Below are 24,541 nucleotides of genomic sequence, written 5' to 3'. Positions count from 1 at the left end.
TGTTTAATCTTTGTTAAATTTTAATGATTCTTCTCTTAGTTTTCGATTGGCGTCTTCCAAAGACTTAATTTTGTCGAAGGCAGACATCAGTTCGTCTCGACTGAGGTTTGATACCATTGAACTTGCTTGAACTGTTTCCTTAGCCTCCCTGAGTTCCATCCGAGAATAATCTATGATTTGTTCGTACATACGGATGATTTCATCGGCATTTGCTAATTCTTGTTCGTTTAGCCTAAGAACCTTTTCATAGCCTTTGATGATATCCGATTGGATTTTCAGTTTTTTATTCAGTTCTTCTACCGTATCTTGACCCATAACATCTCTGGTTCCTTAGCCATTTTAGGATTCTGTTGACAGACAAACGCTGTCACCCACCGTGGTTTAGCACTAGGGGACGTAGCTCAGTTGGGAGAGCGTTTGAATGGCATTCAAAAGGTCGGGGGTTCGATTCCCCTCGTCTCCAAAATCCCTCCCGGAATTTCACAGTTCAAAGCCTCCCCTGTCAAATTCTTTTTCATTTAGATTGGAGATCACTTGATCAATCAGTGACCTTTTTCAATCTATTCCATATTAGATTATGGCTGTTAGAAAAATCCTCAAGATTGGCAATCCCTTACTCCGTCAAACGAGCGAAGACGTTACTGAATCAGAAATCCAAACCAAGGATTTCAAAAAACTGATTCGAGATATGTTTGAAACCATGCGTCATGCCGAAGGTGTAGGTCTTGCTGCCCCGCAAATTGGTGTGATGAAAAAATTGGTAGTTGTTGGCCAAGACGATGACAACGAAAGGTATCCGGGAACACCAGAAGTTCCGAACCAAATCATTTTAAATCCAGAGATCACACCACTCTCTCCTCCGGGTGAGGGTTTTTGGGAAGGTTGTTTGTCTGTTCCAGGAATGCGCGGGTATGTAGAAAGACCAGATAAAATTCGAATGAAATGGCGAGATGAAAATTTCGAAGAACATGAAGAAATCATTTCGGGTTACCGTGCTATCGTATTACAACATGAATGCGACCATTTATTCGGCGTTCTTTATGTTGATCGTCTCAAAAGTACAAAGTTATTCGGTTATAACGAAGACATTGATACCGCAGGTAAATTGTTAGATTAATTAGTTTTGTCTCCTAAAGGAGTTATATGGGCACATCCATCGTTCAGTATTTTCTTTCAAAGAGTTTATTTGTAAACCTTCTTACCGTTCTAATCATTCTTGTCGGTGGATTTACTGCTGCTACAATGAACCGTGAAGCATTTCCCAATATCAACTTTGATATTGTGAGTGTCACAACGGTTTATCCGGGCGCCGCACCTGCCGACGTAGAAAAGTTAGTCACCAAACCGCTAGAAGATGCAATCAAAGAAGTAGATGGAATCAAAGAATTTCGATCTGCCTCATTGGAAAATAGATCTGGAATCATTATCACCATTGATCCCAATACGAAAAATACTCAAAAAGTTGTAGATGATTTAAAGTCAGCCATAGACAGAATTCAGGACTTACCCGAAGATGTGGATGATCCCATCGTCACAGAAATCACAACAGCAAGACAACCAGTAATCGAAATCCATTTATCATCGGTCTCAAAGGACGGTAAACCTTTGTTAAATGGAAAGGAACTAAGAGACCAAGCAAAAATTTTAGAAGAAAAACTCAAAGACCTGCCTTCCGTTGCTAGAATCACTAAACGCGGATGGAGAGAAAGGGAAATGAAAGTGGACCTAGATCCTGACAAACTCAGGGCACTTTCCCTATCCTCTACTCATGTACTCAATGCCCTTCGATTGCGAAACATCAATTTTCCAGGAGGGAATATCAACGAAAGAACAAGAGAGATCATTGTTCGGACTGTAGGCGAATTTGATACGCCAGAAGAAATTGAGAATGTGTTTGTGCGTTCCAACGATGCCGGACGTTCTGTACGGATTCGCGATGTTGCTCGAGTGACGGAAGGATTTGAAGACTCAGAATATTTGGATAAATCCAATGGTGAAATTGCCATTGCTCTCACTGTCATTAAAAGGGAAAAAGCAGATGCTATCGCTGTCGTAGACGATTCGAAAAAAGTTGTAGAAGAGTTTATTAAATCCAGTGGCGGAACAATCAAACATGCATTTGTCAACGACCTATCCAAATACATTCGCAGAAGACTTGGCGTATTAACTTCCAACGCTGTATCTGGATTATTCCTTGTGACTGCATCACTATTTGTCTTCCTCGGATGGAGAATGGCACTGATGACTGCTCTTGGTATTCCGATCTCCATTGCGATGACCTTTGTAGCAATGAATTATATGGGATTAACTTTAAATTTAATCTCTATGATGGGTCTTATCATTGTTGTGGGGATTTTAGTGGATGATGCCATCATCATTTGTGAAAACGTCTACCGCCATTTGGAAATGGGAGAAGAACCATTTGAAGCAGCGATGCGTGGAACCAGTGAAGTTCTTGCTCCTGTAACAGCTACGGTTACCACGACCATTGCTGCCTTTGGACCCATGTTATTTATGACTGGGATTTTTGGAAAGTTCATCCATTCCATCCCATTGGTAGTAATTTTATCTTTATGCAGTTCACTATTTGAAGCATTTTTTATGTTACCTTCTCACTTGTATGATGTGAGTAAAGCTAGTGATATGAAGGGTGAGGTCAAAGAAGAGTCCCATTGGTTTGTTAAGTTTAAAGAAAGAACTTATTTGCCACTCCTTAGTTTTGCACTTAAAAATCGTTGGAAGATGGTGGGGCTTCTGATGGGCCTATTTGTGTTTTCACTTGCCATCCAAGTGAAATTTGGAAAATTCAAACTTTTCCCTGGAGCTATTGAAACCTTCCAAGTCCGCGTCACTGCTGAAACAGGATTAAAACTGGAAGAAACAGACCGTTTCATTCGAGCCATTGAAGATGCAGTAGGAAAACTTCCCGAAGGAGAAGTGGAAAACTACATTTCACGAGTGGGAATCATCCAAAAAGATCCTAACGATCCTTTTACGAAACGAGGGAAAAATTATGCACAAGTAATGGTGTATCTAACTCCCGATGACAATAGGGATAGATCCACAGAAAAAATCATCGAAGTCGTACGCCAAAACACCAAATTCATGTTAAATGAAAAGGCCCTACAACTTTTAGAAGAGAAATTAGCCAAAGAAAATATTGGCAAAAAAGAAGAAGAACCCATCCCTACTTCTGAAATTCCAAAAGAATATCTTTCTTTAAAAGGAAAACTCGTGAATCTAGAGTTTGAAAAATTGGCAGGTGGTCCTCCCGTAGGAAAACCAGTAGCGATTGAAATCAAAGGAGATGATTTTGCCACCTTACTTAAAATTGGTGCAGAATACAAAGCAGCTCTTGCCAAAATCAATGGAGTCACTGACATCGGAGACGATTTTAACGAAGGAAAAGATGAAATTAGAGTTTCGGTAGATGAATCTCTTGCCTCTTTCGCAGGTGTCAGTGTACAATCAGTCTCTCTTGCCATCAATACTGCCTTACAAGGGACTGTACCGACAAAAATCAAAAGGGCAGATGAAGAAGTCGATGTTCGGGTTCGGTTTCCAGAAGAATACAGATCTTCTCTCACTCACTTAAACAAAGTGTATGTCAACAACCTAACAGGAAACTTGATTCCGGTTTCCAGGCTGACCAGTTATGACAGAAATCCTGGGCGAGCCTCTATCAACCACTTAGACGGTAAACGATTGTTAACTGTAACTTCCAATATTGATGAAACTGTTTCTACCTCTAGGCAAGTCAATATAGAAGCCAAAAAACTCACAGAAGGAATCATCGCAAAATATCCTGGGTATTCTGTGCGTTTTTCAGGTGAAAACAAAGATACAGAAGAATCAATGGCTTCCCTTGGTAGAGCGTTCCTTGTGGGTCTTCTTATCATTTATATGATCCTTGCTTCTCTATTCCGTTCACTGGCCCAGCCTCTCATTGTCATGAGTGCCATTCCTTTTGCCGTCATTGGTGTGATTTTTGCTTTTTTAATCCACGGACAACCATTTTCGTTTCTAGCGTTTCTTGGAATCATTGGACTTGCGGGGGTGGTCGTAAACGACTCCATTGTCCTTGTGGACTGTGCCAACCAGTTACGAATCGAAGATCCATCTAAATCAACTTTTGATTTATTAGTGGAAGCTGGAAGTATTCGATTAAGAGCCGTTATGCTAACGACAGTCACAACAGTTCTTGGACTTCTTCCCACTGCTTATGGAATTGGCGGTAAAGATCCATTCCTAGTTCCGATGGCATTAGCATTTGGATGGGGACTTGCTTTTGCTACTTTTATTACGCTCATTATGGTGCCGGTATTTTACCTTAACCTTTATATGTTTAAGGATTGGGCTGTAGCAAAATTCCAATCAAGACAATCCAGAAAAAAAGGATTCGCATAAGATAAAGTTTTTTCAATGGTTTACTGCAACATGTTTAAACCAAAGCGCAGTAAACCAGGAGGTCTAGTCTGAAAAAACCTATTCTGGATACGAAAGAATAAGGAACTAAATGTCTTTTTTAGAAAGAGACAAACGTTTGAATTTAAAATTCAATCCTTCTTATCATTCAAAACTTCGGAAAGAGTCACAAATTTATATCCTTTTTCTTTCATACGTTCAATGAAGGTAGGAAGGATATAAATCAATTTATCAAATTTCCGTGGGCCACCCAAATGCATTAAGATAATAGCTCCGTTCATTCCGTTCGGGTCGGCCTTCTCCCATTGGTCCAAAAAAGTTAATGTTTCCTCACCGGTTTTATAATGGGGATTCCTAACCACTTCTTTCTTTCCCTTGGATGTTTTTTTATACAAAAATTGTTTACTGATATAATCTGGTAAGTCTAGTGAACCTTTTGAATTATTAGACCACATAATATGATCTGTATAACCAAGACTCGCATGTGCATCTAAAATTAATTGGCTAAGTGCCCCATAAGGTAGGCGGTAATATTTCTTTATTTCTTGTTTGGTGAGAGTATGAAAAGTATCTTCCACTCGTTTTAACTCTTCTGCCATTCGAGGTAAATCCAAAACCGATTTGGAAAGGTATTCCAACACCAATCTTTTTTTCAAAGATGTTTCAGTGACTGACCTTTGGTAATTAAAGTGGGACCAAGTGTGGTTTCCAAATTCCACTGAACCAGTTTTGGCCATTTTTTTAATGTAATCTAAATTTTGTCGGATAAAAAACGAACCATTGATATCAGATGGTCTTTCATTGGAAAGAAATAGAGTCACTTTGATTTTATGTTCTTTGATATAATTGTATAAAACGGGTAACTCTTCGCCTGTAGCTAAATCAAAGGTAAGGGCAATTTCTTTTTGGGATTCATTTCCTCGAAGTATATTACGGCCTTTGGTATTTTGACTGACTTCTTTTAGAAACTGAATGTTTTCTTCAACTTGTTTGACTAGCTCTTTATCGGGTTCGGTATCCCCAGCTAAAGCATATTCTTCTCTTAGTTGTTCTTGGTACATCAGAGAAAAAAGAGACTGTTCTAACTCTCTTAGATTTTTTTCTTTCTCTTTTACTTCAGTTTCAAGTTTGGTAACACTAAGGCTTAGATAAAGTAAATACCCACAGAGAACAAGAACTGTGATTCCCACAAAGGAAAGGGCAGAGATCAGAGCAAACTTTCTTAGTTTTTTCGCAAACAACCTGTCTTTCTCGATGTCCTGGGAAAGTTCATGAACAATATCTTGAATTTCCTTTTCTTCGTTTGTCGGATCGAGGGACATGAGGGTATTTGGTTTTCCTTATTTCCTAATATCGGATTTTGACCTGTCGTTCTAAAACAGGCCTTGGTTCCTTACGTCTTTATCTTTAAAAATTTTCCTTTCTTCCCTTGTCGGATGAGGTATTCCTTTCCAGGTTCCAAGGACAAAGTTGGGTCGGTAATTTTTTCCTCATCCAAATACAAACCTCCCGCTTGGATGAGCCGTCGACCCTCCGAAACACTAGGAATGAATTTCAATTGAGAAAGCACATAAACTAAGAGTGGAGGTTTTTCCGCGAAATACGAAGGTTCCAGAGTTTCAGTAGGAATTTCATCCGGGAGTGCTCTGTTTTTGGTGTTGTGGATAGCAGTCCACTCTTCTACAGCCTTTCTATTTTCTTCTTCTGGATGGAGTTGGTCCATCACAAGGAGAGCAAGCTCTGTTTTGACTTCTTTCGGATGAAGGGATTTGGAACGAATTCCTTCCTTCCGTTTTTCCATTTCGGAATTGGGCAGGTCGGTAAGTAACTCAAAGTAATTCCACATCAGATCATCCGAAATCGACATGATTTTTCCATACATATCGATTGGTTTCTCGGTCACGCCAACGTAGTTTCCAAGGGACTTCGACATTTTTTTCACACCATCAAGTCCAACCAGTAATGGCAAAGTGATGACAGATTGTGGTTTTTGTCCGTATTCTCTTTGTAAGTCGCGACCAACTAACATATTAAATTTTTGATCGGTTCCTCCGAGTTCCACATCAGCTTTCATCGCGACCGAATCATACCCTTGCACCAAAGGATATAAAAACTCAATCATGGAGATAGGAGTTCCTGCCTTATGGCGTTTGGTAAAATCATCTCTTTCCAACATACGAGAGACAGTGTATTTGGATGTTAAAACTAAAACATCTTCGAACTTCATTTCCGAACACCAATGGGAGTTATAAAGAATCTTCGTTTTCTTTGGATCCAGAATCTTAAAAACTTGGTTTTGGTAGGTTTTGGAATTTTCTAAGACCTCTTCTTTGGAGAGACGTTTTCTTGTTTCCGATTTTCCTGTTGGGTCACCAATCATAGCTGTAAAATCACCCAACATAAAACAAACCTCATGGCCGAGATCTTGAAAGTGTTTTAGTTTTCTTAGTAATACAAAATGGCCCAAATGCAAATCGGGTGCAGTCGGATCAAAGCCCGCTTTGATCGTAAGGGAAGGTTTGGATTTGATCTTTTCTAAAAGTTCGGCCTCGCTGATGATCTCAACAGTTCCGCGGCGTATGGTATCTAATTCTTGGTTCAATTCTCTTTCAGTTTTCATAACAAATTCAAAAATTTTCGATGGTCGAAATGGTGACTTTTGACAATACTAACCGTAGAATCTCTATAGGCAACCACCAAAGTACGTAAAAAAACTTATGAATCACTTAGATGAAAGAAAACAAACGCTCAAACAATTAGAATCAACTGACTACGATGTCTTAGTACTCGGTGGAGGAGCCACGGGATCTGGTACCGCACTGGATGCTACCTTACGTGGCTACAAAGTAGCCCTTTTAGAAAAACAAGATTTCTCTGCAGGTACCAGTTCTCGTTCCACAAAACTCATCCATGGGGGTGTTCGTTATCTCGCCCAATTTCATTTTAAACTCATCTACGAAGCTTTGTCAGAAAGAAAACGGCTTCTTCTCAACGCCCCTCATCTCGTAAAACCACTTCAATTTGTTTTACCAACATATGTTTGGTGGGAAAAACCGTTTTATTCCATTGGTCTCACGATGTATGATCTACTTGCTGGTAGATCCATTGTCCCAGGGCATGAAAGGATCTCGAAAGCTACTGCTTTAGATTATTTTGTTTCGTTAAAAAAAGAAAAACTCAAAGGCGGAATTTCTTACTTCGATGCCCAGTTCAACGATGCAAGGCTCAATGTCACAACCATTCGAGCAGCTAAAGAAAACGGTGCTGATATCCTTTCTAGGATTGAAGTTGTATCCTTTCTTAAAGATGGAAATGGAAAAATCGTTGGTGTTGTAGCAAAAGACCTGATCACTAAAAAGAAATTAAATATCAAAGCAAAGGTTGTTGCAAATACCACAGGTGTTTGGATTGATTCCATACGCAAACTAGACGACCCGAAAGTAGAAAATGTCCTTGCTCCCAGCCAAGGAATCCATCTCGTTTTCGACAAAGCGAAGTTACCTTGCCGCACGGCCATGATCATTCCGAAAACGGCAGACGGACGTGTGGTTTTTGTGATTCCATGGGAAGGAAAAGTTCTACTAGGAACAACAGACACGCCGATTCAAAAAATTGATGAAGAACCTTTACCTTTGCAATCGGAAGTAGAATTTTTATTAAAAACCGGAAACGACTATTTAGATACCAAACTTACCAAAGCAGACATTGAATCTGTATTTTCCGGTCTCCGCCCTCTTATCTCCACTGGAGATAAAAAAGATACAAAATCGATTTCTCGTGAAGAAGCCATTCTTGTTTCCGATTCAGGTCTTGTTACAATGTCAGGTGGGAAATGGTCAACCTTTCGAAAAATGGCAGAAGACCTAACAGACAAACTTATCTCTGTAGGAAACCTTCCACCTAAAATGAAATGTGTCACTGCAAGTTTTGCCTTTCCAGGTGCTGATGGGTATTCCAAACATTTAGTCGCCAAAATCCAAACCATGTATGATCTTTCTTATGATACAGCAGTTCGTTTGGTCGATGCGTTTGGCGGGGAAGTTCCTATGATTTTAGGTAAAAATCCTAAGGAAATTAAAAAAGGAACTGGATACTTTGTCGAAGAAATCAAACATTTTGTGAAAAAGGAATTTGCACTTTCTGTTACTGATGTTCTCTCCAGAAGGTGGAGAGTTGTGTTTTTGGACTTAAAACTAGCGGAGTCATTAGCGGTTCCTGTGGCAAATACACTTGCAAAAGAACTTGGTTGGAAGGAAACGGAAAAAAAATCTTCTCTAAATGAACTACTAGCTCACATTAAAGATTTAAAGAAAACTATCGCTTAACAAACTGATGACGAAACCATTTGCTTGGATGGAAAAATTCATCCAAGTTATTTTGGTTTGGGAAGTTCATAATGATAAAATGTTCTTCCTGATTCTTTTTCTTTTAGAACGAGTAGGTAGTGCGTTTTGGGATTAAACACTTCAGAAAACTTAGTTCCCAATTTGGTTTTAAAATTCTCATAATCTTCATCACCGACTTCCGCTCGTTTGAATATCCATGAAATATTTCTTTCAATTCCGCCTCCATCGTAATAACTTAAATTTAACTCTAGTCCTTCTTCTGATGATTGTAGGATGGTATAAGTTCCCACAATCGATGGTAAGAATCCCAAAGGGTCACCTTCCCCATACATTTCTGAAAAACTAAAGGTTTGGTCGGACTTAAAAAAAACTGGAAGGATGGTGCCTTGGTCATAAAAGAAAATGGTTCCCTTTTCATTTGCCAATACTAGTTGTTTGAATCCAGAAAAATGTTTTTCTGCCTTTCCAAATTGTTCGATAGATCTTTTAATTTTATCAAAGGAAACCCAAGGATAGGATACAAAACTTTCTTTTTGAATTTCTCCAAACTGAAGTTCCGAAATACAAACTCGCCCTGTGGAACCTAAGCCGTATGTTTCCAAAATTTCCAAACGAATCACATTCCCTTGGAACTTAGAATCCAAATCCAAAACTTGAAACCCAGATTTTCCGAACTTTGCTTTGTTTAGTATTAAATCCACTGTAGAATCAATTTTCATTTTTGATTTTAAATCATCAATTTCCATTACATAAGAACTAAGACGGAGTTTCTTTATTGAATCATTAGTTTTAAGATCATTGGCTGATTTATGGTAACCATTAAATACACGTAAGGCGGAGAACTGGGAATAAGAATTTAGATAAAGGGTAAAACCAGAACCCAACTCTTTGGAATTAGCACAAAATGCTGTGGAAACTTTATCATCCAGGGCAAACTCAGGACTAAATTTCCATGGTTCCTCTGGGTTGATTTGCCCGAGACTTTGGGTGCGGTGGTAATCAAATAGTTTTTCAGAACCTTTACAACTAAATCCTAAAGAAAGAAATAGAATTCCGGAAAGAATTCGAAAAATGTAATTTGTATTTTTGGAAAATAAATTAGGAAAGTATGGCAATGATTGGTTCAGACCCATGGACTTTCAAACCATGGATCCGACCAAAACTTCAATCAAGCGAAAAACGATTTTAACTAATCGATATAGTCTTTGAGTTTTTTAGACCGACTTGGGTGGCGAAGTCTACGAAGTGCTTTCGCTTCGATCTGACGAATCCTTTCCCGAGTGACCTTAAACTGATAACCAACCTCTTCTAATGTCTGAGCATAACCATCATCCAAACCAAATCGCATCCGAATGACTTTCTGTTCCCGAGCAGGAAGAGTTTGTAAAACCTGACGAATTTGTTCTGAAAGAATTGAGGAGGCTGCAGAGTTAAGAGGTGAGATCACTTCTTTATCTTCTATAAAATCTCCAAGTTCCGAATCTTCTTCCGATCCTACTGGGATCTCAAGTGAAATTGGTTCTCTTGCTACGTTTTTCACCGCTTTCACTTTTTGCACTGGCCAGCCGAGTCTTTCTGCAATTTCATCATTGGATGGATCACGACCAAACTCTTGGACAAAAAGCCGTGTTTCCCGAATCACTTTGTTCACCTGTTCAATCATGTGAACTGGAACACGAATTGTACGAGCTTGGTCAGAGATAGCACGAGTGATGGCTTGCCTGATCCACCAAGTGGCATAAGTAGAAAATTTATAACCTTTTTTGTATTCGAACTTATCAACAGCACGAATCAGACCGATGTTTCCTTCTTGGATCAAATCAAAGAAATGCATTCCACGGTTGGCATAACGTTTTGCAATGGATACCACCAAACGAAGGTTTGCTCGAACAAGTTCTCTTTTGGCTTGTGCAATTTCCCTTTCACCCTTGATGATTTTTTCACCCCAGTCTTTGATTTCCCCAACGGGAGAACCCGCTTCCTGCTCCATACGGCGAAGTTTTCTTTCATTATTGCGAATGTCTTTGATGACTTCTCTAACTTCATCGATATCACAACCCATCATCTTTTCGATTTCATCTAAGTTTTCATTTTTTTCGATGAAACGGTTGAGGGCTTTGATTTCACGAACATCATGTCCGTATTTGGCTTTAATTTTAAGGAAATGTTTTTCAATTTCCTTTACACGAAATACCATTGATTTGATCTTTTGAGAGATCTTTTGGATTTCTTTTTGAGAAACTCCAATTTTACGAATGGCTTCGTCAATTTTGCCAGTAGATAAATCGATTTTTTCTTTGAGTTCTTTAAACTTTTTAGAATTTTCAGAGTATTTACGAATTCGGTTTGTGGATTCGTTTAAAACTTTTTCATCCTGTTGGATGAGTTCCATGTTTTCAAAAAATACTTTCTCTAATTTGTCCGCTTGCTCTTGGTTGAGAGCGTACATTTTGTCCACTTTTACTAAGTCATAAACTTTGATTTTTTTGGACTTAATTTTTGGAATAAGTTTTGCAAAGTTTTGGCGGAGAATCGAAGAACTTAAGATAGTTTCTTCGATAATTTTTTCACCCTTCTCAATCCGTTTGGCAAGAAACACTTCTGTTTCTCCAGAGATCAGGGATACTTTACCAATTTCTTTTAAATAAAGACGAATTGGATCTTCGGAACTAGAAGAAACACTGGACTCTCTTTTTTTACGTGCAGGTTTCTCTTTCGTTTCTTTTGTGGATTCTTCTTTTGTAGTAGTGAGCGAACTAGATTCTTCCAAAGATTTTTTGGAATACTCTTCTACAATTTCGATCCCCATTTCGTGTAACAAAGTAAAGACATCATCAATTTTTTCGGAATTTAAAATTTTATCCGGAAGTATTTCATTGATTTCATCATAAGATACCTCTCGATTTGCTTTTCCGATCGAGATGATCTTTTGTACTTCTGGTAGGCTTGCTAGATTTTCCATTCTACCTTTATCCTCTTTATACTTCTAACGTTTGGATCGTTCGGAGATACACGGATCTCTTATTTTTTTCACTTTTTAAAAGTGAAAGTTCTGACAAAAGATTGTTCTTTTCTTCAATCGTTAAGTCAGGTTTGGCCATCTCTTTGACAAGTTCTTCCATCCTTGCGTCATCCAACAAATCCGCATGGTAAAGAAACATCCCTTTAAATAATCCCGGTGACGTCGATTCATCGGCCGTAAAATGTTCGGCAATCATTCCCAGGTATTCCGAAGGAATTTCTTCCCTCGAAAGAATTTCTGCAGCTGTTAAGTTCTCATTCTGCAAATACTTCGTATATAAATAGTCCCAAAGAAAAGCGGAAACTTCATCTCGAAACTCCAGTGACAACAAATCATCAGCGAAACTAAAAAGCTCCAAATTCTGAATGAGCATTGCGATCATCTTACGTTCACAAACCAAAATGGGAGATAGTTTCCCCGGTTTGGCCACTGTCCGTTCTTTTTTAGTATCGACCACGGAGGGGGTCGAAGTTACACCCGGCTTGCCACGAAAATCCTGAAAAAGCGAAGAAAAAGAGAGTCCGAGTTGGCGTGCCCCCTCTTCTAAATAGACTTGTTTGTCTGTTTCTTTTTCCATGGGTTTCAAGAATTCAAAAAGTTTTTTGACACCTGCTTGTTTTTCCTCTGCAAGAGAGGTGGGGCCGGCGCCGGCAAGGATCTCACGGATCATAAATTGGGAGGCTGGTGCTGCCCCTTCTAACAAATCCCGAATTTCTTGTTTGTTATGATGGAGGGAATAATCAAAAGGATCTTTTCCTTCCGGGATATGACAGACTTTTACTGAAACTCCTTCTTTCGAAAGAAGATTCACAGCACGAAAGGCACCTTTAGTTCCTGCTTTATCAGAATCCATCATCAAGTACACTTTGTCCGCCATATTCTTTAAGATACGAACATGGCCTTCTGTAAATCCGGTTCCGAGAGGTGCGACGACAAACTCGATTCCTTTCCGGAATAGGCCAATGGCATCAAACACACCTTCGACGATGACTGCTTCTCTTGTTTTTCTGATGCTGTCTTGGCTCAGATTTAAATTATAAAATGTGCGACTTTTGTCGTAAATGAGTGAGTTCGGGCTATTGATGTATTTTGCTTCTTCTGATTCACCCAAAATCCGTCCCGAATAAGCAATCACTCTGCCCCTTGTGTCAATCACAGGAAACATGATCCGATTTCGAAAAAAATCATAAGGATCTTTGTTCTGGTCTTGTCGTTTGAGAAGACCTAACTGCTCACCAAGTTTGACTTCCGCCTCTGTTTTAAACAAATCTTGCCGTAAATTTCCAAATCCAGGCAGTCCAAATCCTATTTTAAAAACTTTTAAATCTTCAGAATACAACCCGCGTGATTCCAAATATTTTAGAGCCACTTCACCAGCACTTGTATTTAAATTCCTTTGAAAGTATTCTAAAGCTTTTTGAGAAACTTGGTAAAGAGCTTCTTTTTTTCGTTCCGACTCTTCTTCTTCTTTGGTTCTTTCCACAAGAGGAATTCCAGAATAGTCAGAAAGGATTTCCAAAGATTTGAGAAAGTCTACCTTTTGGTAGTCCATTACAAACCGAAACAAATCACCAGAAGCTTTACATCCAAAACAATGGTAAAATCCGCCTTCTGCATTTACATTGAAGGATGGTGTTTTTTCATTATGGAATGGGCAAATCCCAACGAGGTTTCTCCCCATACGGCGTAAGGGAACAAATCTGTTGATATAAGAATCAATGGAGACTTCTCTGCGAACTCTTTCTTTAAAACTTTGGTAAGGATTCACAGTATAACAGTATTAACGGGCGCTAAGTGCTTGTTTTGCGAGGGAGGATACCTTGGAGCCGTCTATATTTTGTCCTTTAAATTTTGCCATGACTTTACCCATCACCTTTCCCATGTCCTGGGCACCGTTTGCATTCAATTCCACAATGGCTTCGTTCACTGCCTTTGCGATCTCCTCTTCGGAGACTTCTTTTGGAATATAACGTGAGATGACTTCTGCTTCCTGAATTTCTTTACTGGATAAATCCGGACGATTGGCCTTGTCATATTCGACAGCCGTGTCCTTTCTACGTTTGAAATTGGATTTGAGGATCTGCATCACAGCAGTGTCAGTCAGTTCGGAAGCACCGGTTTTGGTTAATTCATATTGAATTTCTGCTTTGATGAGACGCAAAGTGCCGAGGACTGTTTCATCCTTGGCCTTTAATGCCGTTTTTAGATCGGTACTAATCGTCTCTTGCAGGGTCATTGGATCACCGGCTTAAAGATTACAGTTTATCTTTTTTAGCAAATAATCTTTTCTTTTTGTCTCGTTTGCGTTTCGCTGCTTCGACTGCCTTTTTTTTGACAACACTCGGCTTTTCGAAGTACTCACGGCGTTTAATTTCGCTCATGATACCTGCATTCGCACAATCTCTTTTGAACCTACGAAGCGCAGCCTCGATTGATTCCCCTTCTTTTAAATAAATCCCTACTTGTGGGGTCATAGACAAACAACTGTCCTTTTGTAAAAATGGTCTAGTTTTGACGGTATCGGAAACCGCCCTGATTTGTCAATTCAGCCGAAAAACAAATCAGAAATTTTCGATGAAAATAGAAGAAAACCGAGTCTCATCGGCCAAAATCTCCCGATCTATCGGGAAAATCTTTAACTTATAGTCCAAAATCAAATGTTTGGAAGGAAAGTAAAGCGATCCAAATCTTTGGTTCGCTCCATCCAGTGTCTCACCCGGACAAAATAGAAAATAGGACCTTGGATTCAATTGGAAATTGAATTCATTTTCTCTTGTTTCTTTATGGAGGGTAGCCGTCACTTCGCGCAAAATTTCTTGGCTTTTGACAACACCCAAAGGTTTAAAAAAAGGAGAGAGATCTTGGAGGTGGAAAAAAGCGATCACGCCGGAAACTACGTCTTTGGAAAGCGAACGATCCATTTTTTTTCGAATGGGATCTATAATGGATTGGAAGTCGAGAAGGTTCTTTTCTCGAAGAGAAATCCCCGTTGCACAAAAGGTCAAAACTTGGTTGGAAAGGTCCTCCCAATTTCGTTTAGAAAGTTCTGGTTCGATTTCCTGAACAACAAGGGCAAAAACAGGAACTTCTCCTTCAGGAAGACGTATGATGTTGACCTTTAAATCCCTTCCCTCTTCGGAAAAAGTCCCAAGGGATTTGGGGTCCATAAATTCCAGATCCCGAACCAGGCTCGCAAATTGCGAGGAAACAAGGTTACGTAGCCACTCTTCTTTTTCCGTTCTGCCAAACTCATAAACGATTTCACCGGCAAGATACACCCATCCCAAATGGGCGCCGACACTGGCAAAACTGATTCCAAGCCTTCGAGAATGGTAATCTGTCATCTGCATGGAGGGGGATGGACTTACGTGCGTTGGATCTATCATCGGAATCTAGTTTTAGTATCGGTAAGGACATTGCCAATCAAAAGGAGAAAGGATTGCCCCTGGCGTTACGCCCCCAAAATGGAGTAAAAACAACTCGGGGAACCTGTGAACGCAACACCGAAACAAAAAAAACTCATCTCTCTATCGCAATTCATTCTAGAAGAGCAACTCAAAATCCCTCATGCTTCCGGAGAATTTACAGCCTTACTCAGTCATCTTGTCTATGCAGCCAAAATTGTTGGTCGCGAAGTAAGAAAGGCAGGCCTTCTGGACGACATTCTTGGTGCTACCGAGGATACCAATGTCCAAGGGGAAACCCAGATGAAACTGGACCAATATGCTGACAATGCATTCAACCAATCCCTTAAAATTTGTGGCCACCTTTGTGTGCTCGCCAGTGAGGAACACGAACACATCATCCCCATTCCTGGTGGGTATAATATTGGAAAATACACGATGGCAATCGATCCTCTAGACGGATCTTCGAATATCGATACAAATGTTTCCATAGGTACTATTTTTTCCATCCACCAAAGGTTAGAACCCAATTCCAAAGAGCCGGGAAACGAAAGAGATTTATTACAACAAGGCCATCTGCAACGCTGTGCAGGTTATATCATTTATGGATCTTCCACCATGCTTGTTCTTTCTACAGGAAAGGGAGTTTCAGGGTTTACCTTAGATCCAAGTGTGGGGGAATTTTTACTCTCACATCCCAATATGCAAATGCCTACCTCTGGGGATATTTATTCCGCCAACGAAGGAAATGCTTCTTATTGGTCGCCAGAAGTACAAGCGTACCTCCAAAAAATCAAATCGATCGAAGGAGGAAAAAAACCAAAAACTGCTCGTTATATCGGTTCCCTTGTTGCTGATTTCCATAGGAACCTTCTCAAAGGCGGAATTTTTCTCTATCCTAACGATACAAAATCTTCCAAGTACCCTAATGGAAAACTAAGGTTGTTATACGAAGCGGCTCCCATGGCTTACATCGCAGAGCAAGCTGGGGGAATGGCCGTGACAGTGAAAGGAGAAAGGATTTTAGACCTCACACCGAAAGACCTTCATGAACGAACAACGCTCATTATTGGTAGCAAAAAGGAAGTAGAAGAATTCCTTACATTTGTTCCAAAGTCATAATTTTCGAAACAAATACAGAAATTTCTTTCAAAGGAAATCTCTATCTATTAGTTTTGGCAGAATTAAAAGATTTTAGGAGAAAACTTTCAATGAATAAAAAACTACTCGTTTTAATTCTTGGTGTCACTATGGCTTCTGGACTTGCATTCTGCAAAAAAGAAGAACCAGTTGTTGAAGAAAAAATCGAATCTGTTGAAGATGCAGCAAAAAAAGTAACTACAGAAGTAGAGAAAAAAGTTGATGCAGCTGTAAAAACTGCAGAAGCAGAGGCTAAAAAAGCAGCAACTGGTGCGATCAAAGACGCAACAAAAGACATTAAAAAACCAGCAGGTTTCTAATCATCTTTTTCTGTAAAAAGAAAACCAACCGAAGTTTCGGTTGGTTTTTTAATTTTATACCTTCCCCTCTCTCGTTCAAAACCAACTAACAATTACATACGAAAGTTTTACTATTAACTGTCTGTATACTTAATCTTTTCATGAAGTTCTTCTTCTAAGGCACACTTAGGATAGGTTCCCACATCAAGAGAGGTACCTATATGACCAAATGGATCTTGGGGGGAAATGATTCGGAGATCCCAACCATTGACGATCCAAGGGCATTGGTAATTTTTATCCCGACACAAAATCTGTGCCGCTTTTGGTTTTGGATAGGCCCAAGCTGATGACTGGAACTTACATTTATTCTCAATTTCGGCAATGGTACGAATTCGTTTGATGGCTTGGTCAAATTCTTTGAACCTGTCAATCATAGGATCAGCAAGTTCCTTTCGAAAAAGTCCTTTCTCCGCATTATAAGTGAACATCACCAGTAGTTTCTCGGAAACATGCTCTTTATCTGAGGTTACCTTTAGATTTTCCATAATGTAACGAGCAATTTTCAAAGCATCCAGTGTCACTTCGGCAGTATCATCTGCATACTCACCTTCTTCTTCCTCATCATCACTGGCATCATCTTCCATTCCACTTCCCATGAGAAGGTCCTGGTTTAATTGGTGTTTGCGAAGGTCATCGACGTTTACATTGGCAGGAGACACGCCAGGAATTTCAAACCCATTCGAACCATGGCTGTTTATGGCACTAATCACTTCTTCAGGAAGGTTTAGTTTCCTTGCGATTTCAAGAGAAAGTCCAACCGCAGAAGTTAAGGAAGAACCAAAAAAACTTTGTTTATACAAACCTTCTTTAGATACTGCGACGTCTGCACAAAGACCTGCAAGAAAACTGAACCGATTGACCATCTTAAATCCATATTGTTTTTGAATGACTGATCCTAAACTCAAAAGTCCGAAGTCAGCGAGATGATTAAAAAATTCTTTGTGATTGAGAAGGACACGAAAAAAAGATAAAGCCAAAGATTTGGAATAAAATGAATTTTGAATGATACCTTTGAGACTTGCCATTCGTTCTGCATTTTGTTCATATAGATGAAACACAAATTCGTTGCTTCTATCTTCGATTCTGCTTAAGATTGCTTTCGAAAGGACCATTCGAAGCATCCGCATCAAATCCTTGGACATTGCTAACTTAAATGAAGGAATGTAGTTTCCTTCCATACCTTCTAGTTTTTTTAAAACGTTTTCCTTGATCGCCACTTTTTCTTTGATTAGTATATTGCCGTTTTTATCGACAACAGGTTCACTCAGGGAAACAGACCCTAACAAATCATAATCAACTGCAAAATTTTTAAATTCATTGAATTCCAAGAATTCAATTCCAGCATTCGTAATTTTCATAAATGTCCTAAGGAAACTGTCTTCTACGATCCTTCTGAGAGCAAGATTTTTGCTTTCCTTCTGCGTCTAAATAGTGTAGTTTTTTAGACGTTTTGGAGGTTCTCGTTGGTTTCTTCTATCCCAAAAGACTCACAATCAGTGAGCGAGTTGAAAGAGTTCTACAGACAAATGGTACTTATACGAAAGTTTGAGGAAGCCGCAGCCAAAGCCTATAGCGTAGGAAAAATTGGTGGGTTTTTACATTTGTATATCGGCCAAGAAGCGGTCGGAGTTGGTTCCATCGCAGCCCTTACACCTAGAGACTATATTGTTTCTACTTATCGAGATCATGGACATGCATTGGCTAGAGGATTAAACCCCAAACCTCTGATGGCAGAGTTATTTGGCAAAGGTACGGGAATCTCAAAAGGTAACGGCGGTTCGATGCACTTTTTTGATCGTAACGCACATTTTATGGGTGGCCACGGCATTGTAGGTGGACATATCTCACTTGCTGCCGGAATTGCATTCGCATCCAAATATAAAAAAGAAGATTCTGTTACTATATGTTTTTTTGGAGAAGGTGCTGCCAATATTGGATCCTTTCATGAAGGATTGAACCTGGCTGCCATTTGGAAACTCCCAGTTGTATTTATTTGCGAGAACAACCATTATGCGATGGGAACTCCAGAATACCGTGCTCTTGCAGTCAAAGATGTGTCTGTGAGAGCCTATGCATATGATATGGCTCGCGATCATATCGAAGGGGATGAAGTCAGAAAAGTAAAAGAACATGTCCAAGTTGCGGTGGAACGAGCACGTCGCGGCGAAGGCCCCACTCTCATTGAAGTTTCCACTTACCGGTTTCGAGGGCATTCCATGTCCGATCCTGCAAAGTACAGAACCAAAGAAGAATTAGAAGCTTACAAAAAGAAAGACCCTCTCATGCGAGCAAGACACGAACTAGAGTTAGGTGGAATTAAAACAGAAGAATTAGACAAAATGGATTTGGATATCCAATCTCAAATTGATGAAGCTTACCAATATGCAGAAACCTCCCCAGAGCCCCCTCTTTCTCAACTACACAAGTTCGTGTATGCGGAGGATAAATAAATGGCCATCCTAACTTACAGAGAAGCATTAAATCGTGCCATGGTAGAAGAAATGGAAAAAGATCCACTCATTTACCTTATGGGAGAAGAAGTGGGCCATTACCAAGGGGCTTATAAAGTTTCCCAAGGGATGCTCGATAAATTTGGAGAGGAACGAGTGATCGACACTCCCATTTCTGAAAATGGATTTGCAGGGATTGGAGTGGGTTCGGCGATGGTGGGTCTACGTCCCATCATTGAATTTATGACTTGGAACTTTTCCCTTGTTGCCATTGACCAAATCATTAACTCCGCTGCAAAAATGAATTTTATGAGTGGAGGCCAGTTCCCCATGCCGATTGTCTTTCGTGGTGCTGGTGGCGTTGGGGGGAGGCTTGGTGCCCAACACTCGCAAGCCTTCGAATCTTGGTATGCCCATTGCCCGGGACTAAAAGTGGTTTGTCCGGCCACTCCAAAAGATGCCTATGGCCTACTCAAATCCTCCATCAGAGACAATAACCCTACCATTTTTATCGAATCAGAAGTATTATACGGATCCAAAGGGGAAGTCCCTGAACAGGAATACACCATTCCATTAGGACTTGGTGAAATCAAACGGAAAGGAACAGACATTACCCTAGTGACTTGGTCAAGGGCCCTTGGGTTTGCCGAAGAAGCCGCAAGTATTCTCGAAAAAGAAGGGATCTCTGTGGAAATTGTGGATCTCCGCAGTTTACGCCCGTTAGATGAAAATCTAATTTATGAATCCGTTAAAAAAACAAACCGAGCTATTGTTGTCGAAGAAGGATGGCCTGTGGCTGGATTTGGAGCTCAAATTGCTTACCTCATCCAAAAAAATGCCTTCGCTTATTTAGACCATCCTGTGGAACGAGTGACTCAAATGGATGTTCCTATGTCTTACGCTGCCAACTTAGAACGAATGAGTTTGCCCAATGCAACAAGAGTTGCCGATACCATCCGCGAGATGTTACAGTAGGAGAACTGCCCATGGCAAAAATTCAAGAAATGACCCAACTTTCCCCTACGATGGAAGAAGGAACCATTGTGAAATGGTTAAAAAAGGAAGGAGATTCCGTCTCTCCTGGCGATATCATCGCCGAAGTGGAAACAGACAAAGCCGTGATGGAAATGGAAGCCTTTGAATCAGGTGTACTTTTGAAAATCCTACATACCGAAGGTGCCAAATTAAAAGTGGGACAGGCTCTGGCCGTAATTGGAAAACCAGGAGAAGATGTATCTTCTCTGTTAGCTGATTTACCCAAAAATACACCAAACCAAACAAAAGTGGAAGCAACACCCCCAACGGAATCTGAAGCCCAAACGGCAAAGCCGACAGTACAAGAACCGGTTGCTACAACCATCACAAATAATGAAACGAATGCTCTCCCTTCTCCGCAAACAAAACCAATTCAACAGCCAAAAGAAAATATAACAAACCCTGCTTTGTCTGCCAACAGAGGAGGTCTTCGTGTCCTTGCATCTCCCCTTGCCAAATCTATTGCCATTGAACAAGGGATAGATTTGCATACAGTCATTGGGACGGGACCTGAGGGAAGGATTACTAAAAAAGATGTTCTGGATACTTTAAGCCAAGGAAGTGGAAACTCCAGATCCGCAGGTGTTGTGTCAACTCGTTCGGACGAGGTGGTCACTTTGAATGGAATGCGTAAAACCATTGCCAAACGCCTGACTGAATCCAAACAAAATCTCCCCCACTTCTATTTGAATGTGGATGTAAATGCCAAAGCAATGGAATCCTTTCGCACAGAACTTTTGGAATTTCAAAAACATTTAGATCCAGAACTCCAAGTAAAAGTCAGCCTAAACGACATTGTCGTCAAAGCCACAGCGGCTGCCCTGAGATTTCATCCCAAAGTCAATGCCAGTTTCCAAGGTGATTCCATTTTGCAGTTTGGTCGAGTGGATGTGGGGATAGCGGTTTCTCTCGACGGCGGACTATTAACGCCTGTTATCCGAAGTGCAGATAAAAAATCCATATTAGAAATTTCGAAAGAAGTGAAGGAACTTGCAAAAAGAGCCCGCGAGAGAAAATTAAAACCCGAAGAATTCTCTGGCGGAACCTTTACCATTTCCAATTTAGGAATGTATGGGATCAGTCGGTTCACAGCCATCATCAATGAACCAGAAAGTGGAATCTTGGCAGTTGGTTCTGTGGAAGACAAACCAGTTGTGGAAAACGGGGCCGTGGTAGCTGGCCGAGTTTTGTCACTCACCCTTTCTTGCGACCACCGAGTGATCGATGGTGCTGTCGGGGCCGAATTCTTAAGAACCCTAAAGAGTTTACTCGAACAACCAAGCCTTATGGCCGGCGTGGTTTAACTCTTAAGATGATGTGAATGGATTAAGCTGCGAAAAAATCAGCGCTTTGGATGTCGGCGATGGGGATACGAACCACACCACTTGCTAAGTTCCCGATCACGATATCATCCATCATTTGGCGATTTTTATCAAGTTCAATGCTTTTGCCGTCTTTGAGGTGAAGAACGATATCAATTCCTCGGTAGTGGATGTATCTTTCGAGTGTGTTTTTGAATTTGTGTGCTTTGTCCATCTGGTTTTCTGTTCCTTATCTTTGTAACTTACAAAGGGTATCGTACGATTTTATGAGACCTTTAGAAAATTTTGTCTCATTAGGTAAGTTTTTTTTGACAGTATCAGGAAACCGGGAGAATTATGTCACATGAAGCCTGAGAACAGTACATCCGCCACTCCTGGCGTAAGGAAAGCCGCCCTACTCCTTTTATCCCTTGGCAAAGAAAGAGCTGCCGATGTTCTAAAACACCTAGACGACTCTATGCTCGAAGCTGTGATTTTGGAAATGTCTAAAATCCGCTCCATCTCCAAAGAAGAAAGAGAAGTCATTTTAAAAGAATTTCATAATACCATCGAAGACTTAAACGAAACCACATCCGGTGGGCTCTCCACGGCCAAGTCCCTTTTGGAACATACAGTGGGCGCAGAAAAAGCCAATGTGATCTTAAAAAAAATCCATAAAGAAGAAACGAAAAACGATTTTGAATTTTTAAACCAAGTGGAACCAGGGGTTTTACAGGGAATGCTTGGAACCGAATCCCCACAAATCATTGCTGTGACCTTATCGCATTTGGATCCAAAAAAGGCAGCCGATGTTTTGAAACTTTTTCCGAAACCAGAACAAGCAAAAATTGCTGTAAGACTCGCCACCACATCCAAAACCCATCCCGATGTGATCCAAAACATTGCTCGCATTCTCAAAAAACGATACGAAGAAAGAGACAAACAGGAATACTCCGAAGCTGGTGGTGCTCACGTCCTTGCGAACATTTTGAACTTTATGGAAAAAGGGGCCGAAGAAACCATCCTTTCGGAACTGGAAGAATCATCTCCTGATGTGGCCGACCAAGTTCGTGAAAAACTCTATACATTCGAAGACATTCTTTCCTTGGATAATAAAGAAATGCGAATCCTAATCAATCGTTTGGCTGATGACACTTCCATATCCCTTGCCATCCGGGGTGCTGGGGATGAAATCAGGAAAAAATTCCTAAACAATATGAGTCAAAATAGATCGGAGGATATTTTAGATGCTTTGGACATGAAACCTCGTGTCACCTTACGAGAGATAAACGAAGCAAGAAGTAAAATTGTTCAAGTTGCCAGGGTCTTAGAAGAAGAAAATCAGATTCTGTTTAAGAAGGAAAAAGAAGAGTATATTGAGTAAAGGGGAAAAACCGATGGCGGAGTTGACGGGGCTCGAACCCGCGACATCCTGCGTGACAGGCAGGCACTCTAACCAACTGAGCTACAACTCCATCGGAATAAAAACCAAAGTATAGAATCGACTCCGAGAGTCAACACTGTTTTCATTTGTTTTCTTGCCTTTCGTTAGAATTTTTAGAAACTGGCATTGGTTCTATGCAAATCGAAGAAAAAAAAGCCAAAGACCTTTTCCAGGATCGTATCTTTACCCTATCCAATTTTTTATCTGTGTTCCGGGTATTGTTACTCCCCTTTTTTTTCCAAAGCACTTATGCTTATGCAAATGATCCGGCTAACATACGTGCATTTTTTGCCTCGATCTTTTATGCACTGGCCGCAGTTGTGAGCGATTATTTAGATGGGCTCTTTGCTCGTCTCCTCCACCAAGAAACCACCCTCGGTAGATACTTAGATCCAGTTTGTGATAAACTAGTCACACTCGGCGGACTCTTTGTAGTTACCATTCATTTTGATTTTCCTAGTTGGATCCTAATTACCTATTTTATCAGAGAAATACTCGGTGTTTGGCTTGGTGGTTATTTGTATTTAAAAAGAGGATTACAGGGAAGACCTAACTGGTGGGGAAAATTTGGTGTAGGGATTGTTGCCGTATCAGTGATTTGGTATATGTCATTACCTTACTTTTTACAGTTTGGTGCGCCCTATGCTTTTTTACTCCATCCAGTGATCTCTGCCTATGTTTTACTTTTTGTACTCACAGCAGGTGTTGTCGCTTACGTGGTTCGGTACTGGAATATAGTTTTTCATCCAGAGGCCATTGAATTAGATCCAGAAAACAAAAAACAAGCAAAGAAGTACCAAAAAATCTAATTTGATTTCCAATCATAAATGCAATACCAAAGGATTCTGAATTACAAAACTAATTCCGCATTGTGATGGTAAGCTCTTGTCGCAACCTGTTTTTATTTAGTATTTATTTTTTGACTACCCTTCTTCTTTTGTTTGGATTTTTGTTTTGCCAATTTTTCAAACTCTCGAAGTCTCAATTTTAGAATTTCTAAAGTTTCTTTCATAACTGCTTTTCCATGATCCACTTCAATTTCCCGAACAAACCTGATGACCATACCAATGGTGTGACTAAAATACAATGCAAAAGGTCTAACTTCTGATTCCTTTAAGATAGGCAGGCAACGTAAAGTAGTTCTTACTATTAATTCCGCATTTCTATATGTATCGCGATTGTCCTCGGATACTAATTCCGGAATGGCCCGGGCACCTGCCCAAAGATTGGCAAGGGCCGGGTCTTTTTGAAATACAGTAATAAATTGTTTGAAGGCAATTTCTGCTGCCACTTCTAGTTCAACAATAGTTCGCACTGGTTCTAAGATTCTTTTTGTTTCGTCATACAATGAATCGTAATACTGATTCATGATAGTTAACAACAATGCACTCTTTCCTGGGAAGTATTGGTATAAAGATCCAATTTGAATTCCTGCTGTCTGAGCAATCTCTCGCATACTCACTGCATCGATTCCTTTTTCACCGATCAGGTCCCTAGCCGTTTTTAAAATGAGTTCGACTCGGTCACGACTTCTAGTTTGGACAGGGATTTTGAACTCAAGACTCATAAGAAAAGGAGAATTTCCTTATGATAATTTGCACTTCTTTTTTTCCCA

At 40.1% G+C, this 24,541-nt stretch carries 22 protein-coding genes and 2 tRNA genes; 11 read left to right on the top strand and 13 right to left on the bottom strand.

Going from position 1 to position 24,541, the window contains the following annotated elements:
* Positions 1-3 precede the first annotated feature (3 nt).
* The gene (locus tag CH364_RS06755) at positions 4-315 is read right to left on the bottom strand and encodes a hypothetical protein (RefSeq protein WP_100742795.1); all 312 of its coding nucleotides are present in this window, start codon (positions 313-315) and stop codon (positions 4-6) included.
* A gap of 75 nt (positions 316-390) precedes the next feature.
* On the opposite strand from CH364_RS06755, the gene CH364_RS06750 reads away from it, so the two are divergent.
* The 3 genes from CH364_RS06750 to CH364_RS06740 all read left to right on the top strand — a co-directional run bounded on the left by CH364_RS06750 (position 391) and on the right by CH364_RS06740 (position 4,407).
* Positions 391-463: transfer RNA gene (locus tag CH364_RS06750), tRNA-Ala, on the top strand.
* 114 nt (positions 464-577) lie between these two features.
* Positions 578-1,117, top strand: coding sequence for a peptide deformylase (gene def, locus CH364_RS06745; protein WP_100742794.1), 540 nt, complete (start codon positions 578-580; stop codon positions 1,115-1,117).
* A 26-nt stretch (positions 1,118-1,143) separates the two neighbouring features.
* Positions 1,144-4,407, top strand: a complete 3,264-nt coding sequence (locus CH364_RS06740) for an efflux RND transporter permease subunit (RefSeq protein ID WP_100742793.1) — start codon at positions 1,144-1,146, stop codon at positions 4,405-4,407.
* Positions 4,408-4,556: 149 nt separating this feature from the next.
* On the opposite strand, the gene CH364_RS06735 is transcribed toward CH364_RS06740, so the two are convergent.
* The gene (locus CH364_RS06735) at positions 4,557-5,747 is read right to left on the bottom strand and encodes a polysaccharide deacetylase family protein (protein ID WP_100742792.1); all 1,191 of its coding nucleotides are present in this window, start codon (positions 5,745-5,747) and stop codon (positions 4,557-4,559) included.
* A 71-nt stretch (positions 5,748-5,818) separates the two neighbouring features.
* Positions 5,819-7,045, bottom strand: coding sequence for a tyrosine--tRNA ligase (gene tyrS, locus CH364_RS06730; protein WP_100742791.1), 1,227 nt, complete (start codon positions 7,043-7,045; stop codon positions 5,819-5,821).
* Between the two features lie 97 nt (positions 7,046-7,142).
* Here tyrS and CH364_RS06725 point away from each other — a divergent pair, with 97 nt between their 5' ends.
* Positions 7,143-8,750 carry a glycerol-3-phosphate dehydrogenase/oxidase gene (locus CH364_RS06725; RefSeq protein WP_100742790.1) on the top strand — a complete coding sequence of 536 codons (1,608 nt, stop codon included), beginning with the start codon at positions 7,143-7,145 and terminating at the stop codon, positions 8,748-8,750.
* Positions 8,751-8,797: 47 nt separating this feature from the next.
* Here the strand turns inward: CH364_RS06725 and CH364_RS06720 are convergent, their stop codons facing one another.
* The 6 genes from CH364_RS06720 to CH364_RS06695 form a co-directional block, all read right to left on the bottom strand.
* A complete protein-coding gene (locus tag CH364_RS06720) occupies positions 8,798-9,904 on the bottom strand; it encodes an NADase-type glycan-binding domain-containing protein (protein ID WP_243401272.1) in 1,107 nt (368 codons plus the stop codon).
* A gap of 56 nt (positions 9,905-9,960) precedes the next feature.
* On the bottom strand, positions 9,961-11,733 hold the full coding sequence (rpoD, locus tag CH364_RS06715) for an RNA polymerase sigma factor RpoD (protein ID WP_100742789.1): 1,773 nt from the start codon (positions 11,731-11,733) through the stop codon (positions 9,961-9,963).
* A gap of 16 nt (positions 11,734-11,749) precedes the next feature.
* Positions 11,750-13,561: a DNA primase gene (gene dnaG, locus CH364_RS06710; protein WP_100742788.1), complete on the bottom strand. Its 1,812-nt coding sequence runs from the start codon at positions 13,559-13,561 to the stop codon at positions 11,750-11,752.
* Between the two features lie 12 nt (positions 13,562-13,573).
* The gene (locus tag CH364_RS06705; RefSeq protein ID WP_100742787.1) at positions 13,574-14,029 is read right to left on the bottom strand and encodes a GatB/YqeY domain-containing protein; all 456 of its coding nucleotides are present in this window, start codon (positions 14,027-14,029) and stop codon (positions 13,574-13,576) included.
* 19 nt (positions 14,030-14,048) lie between these two features.
* Entirely contained in the window at positions 14,049-14,267 is a 219-nt protein-coding gene (rpsU, locus tag CH364_RS06700; RefSeq protein ID WP_002973784.1) for a 30S ribosomal protein S21, read from the bottom strand.
* A gap of 87 nt (positions 14,268-14,354) precedes the next feature.
* Positions 14,355-15,179 (bottom strand): hypothetical protein, encoded by an 825-nt coding sequence (locus tag CH364_RS06695; protein WP_100742786.1) that lies wholly within the window; start codon positions 15,177-15,179, stop codon positions 14,355-14,357.
* 105 nt (positions 15,180-15,284) lie between these two features.
* Here CH364_RS06695 and fbp point away from each other — a divergent pair, with 105 nt between their 5' ends.
* Both fbp and CH364_RS06685 read left to right on the top strand, forming a co-directional pair.
* Entirely contained in the window at positions 15,285-16,319 is a 1,035-nt protein-coding gene (gene fbp, locus CH364_RS06690) for a class 1 fructose-bisphosphatase (RefSeq protein ID WP_100742785.1), read from the top strand.
* An 89-nt stretch (positions 16,320-16,408) separates the two neighbouring features.
* Positions 16,409-16,657, top strand: a complete 249-nt coding sequence (locus tag CH364_RS06685) for a hypothetical protein (RefSeq protein ID WP_015681059.1) — start codon at positions 16,409-16,411, stop codon at positions 16,655-16,657.
* Between the two features lie 113 nt (positions 16,658-16,770).
* Here CH364_RS06685 and CH364_RS06680 read toward each other — a convergent pair whose 3' ends face one another.
* Positions 16,771-18,054, bottom strand: a complete 1,284-nt coding sequence (locus CH364_RS06680) for a hypothetical protein (RefSeq protein ID WP_100742784.1) — start codon at positions 18,052-18,054, stop codon at positions 16,771-16,773.
* A 105-nt stretch (positions 18,055-18,159) separates the two neighbouring features.
* Here CH364_RS06680 and pdhA point away from each other — a divergent pair, with 105 nt between their 5' ends.
* The 3 genes from pdhA to CH364_RS06665 are packed head-to-tail and all read left to right on the top strand — an operon-like array spanning position 18,160 to position 21,485.
* Entirely contained in the window at positions 18,160-19,146 is a 987-nt protein-coding gene (pdhA, locus tag CH364_RS06675; RefSeq protein ID WP_100742783.1) for a pyruvate dehydrogenase (acetyl-transferring) E1 component subunit alpha, read from the top strand.
* Positions 19,147-20,121, top strand: coding sequence for a pyruvate dehydrogenase complex E1 component subunit beta (locus CH364_RS06670; protein WP_100742782.1), 975 nt, complete (start codon positions 19,147-19,149; stop codon positions 20,119-20,121).
* 11 nt (positions 20,122-20,132) lie between these two features.
* Complete coding sequence (locus CH364_RS06665; protein WP_100742781.1) at positions 20,133-21,485, top strand: pyruvate dehydrogenase complex dihydrolipoamide acetyltransferase; 1,353 nt, start codon at positions 20,133-20,135, stop codon at positions 21,483-21,485.
* Between the two features lie 22 nt (positions 21,486-21,507).
* On the opposite strand, the gene CH364_RS06660 is transcribed toward CH364_RS06665, so the two are convergent.
* Entirely contained in the window at positions 21,508-21,717 is a 210-nt protein-coding gene (locus CH364_RS06660) for a hypothetical protein (protein ID WP_100742780.1), read from the bottom strand.
* Positions 21,718-21,846: 129 nt separating this feature from the next.
* Here CH364_RS06660 and fliG point away from each other — a divergent pair, with 129 nt between their 5' ends.
* Entirely contained in the window at positions 21,847-22,866 is a 1,020-nt protein-coding gene (gene fliG, locus CH364_RS06655; RefSeq protein WP_100742779.1) for a flagellar motor switch protein FliG, read from the top strand.
* A 14-nt stretch (positions 22,867-22,880) separates the two neighbouring features.
* Here the strand turns inward: fliG and CH364_RS06650 are convergent.
* Positions 22,881-22,957 (bottom strand) — tRNA-Asp (locus tag CH364_RS06650).
* A 103-nt stretch (positions 22,958-23,060) separates the two neighbouring features.
* On the opposite strand from CH364_RS06650, the gene CH364_RS06645 reads away from it, so the two are divergent.
* Positions 23,061-23,735: a CDP-alcohol phosphatidyltransferase family protein gene (locus tag CH364_RS06645; RefSeq protein ID WP_100743452.1), complete on the top strand. Its 675-nt coding sequence runs from the start codon at positions 23,061-23,063 to the stop codon at positions 23,733-23,735.
* Between the two features lie 92 nt (positions 23,736-23,827).
* Here the strand turns inward: CH364_RS06645 and CH364_RS06640 are convergent, their stop codons facing one another.
* On the bottom strand, positions 23,828-24,493 hold the full coding sequence (locus CH364_RS06640; protein WP_100742778.1) for a TetR/AcrR family transcriptional regulator: 666 nt from the start codon (positions 24,491-24,493) through the stop codon (positions 23,828-23,830).
* Positions 24,494-24,541: the final 48 nt, after the last annotated feature.

Source organism: Leptospira harrisiae (genome assembly GCF_002811945.1).
GTDB classification, from domain to species: Bacteria; Spirochaetota; Leptospiria; order Leptospirales; family Leptospiraceae; genus Leptospira_A; species Leptospira_A harrisiae.
The sequence above is the reverse complement of the archived record's forward strand: the minus strand, read 5'-3'. Positions and strand labels throughout refer to the sequence as shown.